1 protein-coding gene and 2 pseudogenes are annotated in these 1903 nt (G+C 73.7%); 2 read left to right on the forward strand and 1 reads right to left on the reverse strand.

What is annotated here, in order from left to right:
• Positions 1 to 540, reverse strand: a pseudogene (locus ACFRQN_RS40715) (hypothetical protein); the annotation flags it as partial.
• A gap of 252 nt (positions 541 to 792) precedes the next feature.
• Here ACFRQN_RS40715 and ACFRQN_RS40720 point away from each other — a divergent pair.
• Both ACFRQN_RS40720 and ACFRQN_RS40725 read left to right on the forward strand, forming a co-directional pair.
• On the forward strand, positions 793 to 1305 hold the full coding sequence (locus ACFRQN_RS40720) for a SigE family RNA polymerase sigma factor (RefSeq protein ID WP_049649167.1): 513 nt from the start codon (positions 793 to 795) through the stop codon (positions 1303 to 1305).
• Positions 1298 to 1903: pseudogene (locus ACFRQN_RS40725) on the forward strand (hypothetical protein); the annotation flags it as partial. The gene ACFRQN_RS40720 and the pseudogene ACFRQN_RS40725, both read left to right, overlap by 8 nt.

Consider the following 1903-nt stretch of genomic DNA (forward strand, 5'->3'; position numbering starts at 1 on the left):
CGAGAGGACCTGCCCGGCACCGGCCGGCGTGCTGAAGCTGTCGAAGAACTCGACCAGGTGACCGGTGCCCCACAGGCGGTCGTTGATGAACGTCGCGGGCGAGGACATGCTGGTGCCCTTGTCGCCCTTCGACTCGCACTGCACGTACTGGCCGGCGGAGTCGACGGCGACGACCACGCCGTCGGTGTCCGACGAGGCGACGGGAGCGCGGACCCCGATCACCGCCTGGTACTGCGAAGCCTCGGAGCCCAGGCAGGAGGCCAGGATCCCGGCGACGGTCCCGGCGTCGATCGGGGTCGTCGTCGTGCTGGTGACGGTGGAGGCCGCCGGGGTGGCAGTCGCTCCGGTCGCGGCCGAGCCGCCGCCGGAGGCCGGGGCGGCCGGGGCGGCCGGCGCGGCCGGCGCGGCCGGCGCGGCGGCGGGCTTGCTCTGGGCCGTGGGGGTGGCCGTGGGGGTGCCGGTCGCGGCGGTGGCCATTCCCCCCGCGGTCGCGATGGCCGCGGCGGTGGCGGTGATGATCATGATCGGGCGGATACGCATGAATCCGTGTCCCTTCCTGCGGGCGTCCGGTTGATGCCCGCGCCCCTGTACGCCTCCCGACGCCCGACCGGTCGCACCCCGCGCATGTGATCCAGGTCATAGGCCGTCGATGTAACCCTGGGACGGCGCTCGTGCGTACAGGGCGGGAGGCTCCACCCAGGACGCACGGCTGACCCGCCGTGGCCGAGGAGTGCTCCCTCGCGCACCGCCCGTGCCGCGAGCTGACGGACAGCCCCGGAGGAGAGGCCCTTGATGACGCCACAGGAGTTCGACGCGTTCTACGCGGCGTCCTTCTCCCGCCTCACCGGGCAGCTCTACGCGATAACCGGCAACTGGTCCGAAGCCCAGGACGTGGTCCAGGAGGCCTTCATCCGCGCCTGGGACCGCAGGCGCACCTTCGACCCCGGCAACGCCCCGGAGGCATGGATCCGGACCACGGCCCGGCGGCTGGCCCACTCCCGCTGGCGGCGCCTCGCCCGGGGCCTGCACCTGGCCGGACACCACCACCGCCACGAACCGTCCACCGTCGAGCCGCCCACCGAGGAGCACCTGATGCTGGTCACCGCGCTCCGCGACCTACCCGAAGCACAGCGGATCGCCCTGGTCCTGCACCACATGTGCGACCTCTCCATCGAGCAGGTCTCCGCCGAGACCGGCGCCGGCATCAGCACCGTCAAGAGCCGCCTCGCCCGCGGCCGGACCGCGCTCGCGGCCAGACTCTCCGACCGGACCCCGACCAGCGAGGAAGGAAAGCTCCGTGTCTGACCCCGTCCACGACAGCCTCGACGACCGGCTGCGGCTGCTCGGCACGCAGATGCCGGCACCGACCCTGCCCGCTGCGGAGATCCGCAGACGCGCCGACCGGCGCCGCCACCGTCGACACGCCCTCGGCGCGACCGTGGCCTGCGCCGCGGCGGCCCTGTGCCTGACCCTCCCGTCCGTGCTGAACCCGCCGGGGCCACAACACCCACCGGCACCACAGCAGGGGCCGGCCGCCACAGGCACCCCCTCCGTGCCGGCCTCCCCCCACCCCCCGGCGGCTTTCACCGTCACCAGCACGACGACGACCCCGATCGAGGCCGGGGCCGTCGCCGGGATCCTGGGCTCGTGCCTGGGCTCCGAGGCGTCGCAGTACCAGGCGGTGATCGCGGTCCGCGCTCCCGTCGCCTCCTCGGACACCGACGGCGTGGTCGTCGCCGTCGACTCCGCCGGCCAGTACGCGCAGTGCGAGTCGAAGGGCCGGACCGGGCACAGCATCTCCCTCCCCCCGACGTTCATCAACGACCGTCTGTGGGGCGCCGGCCACCTGGTCGAGTTCTTCGACAGCTTCAACGCCCCGACCGGTGCCGGGCAGGTCCTCTCA

Source organism: Kitasatospora sp. NPDC056800, assembly GCF_042789775.1.
Classification (GTDB): domain Bacteria; phylum Actinomycetota; class Actinomycetes; order Streptomycetales; family Streptomycetaceae; genus Kitasatospora.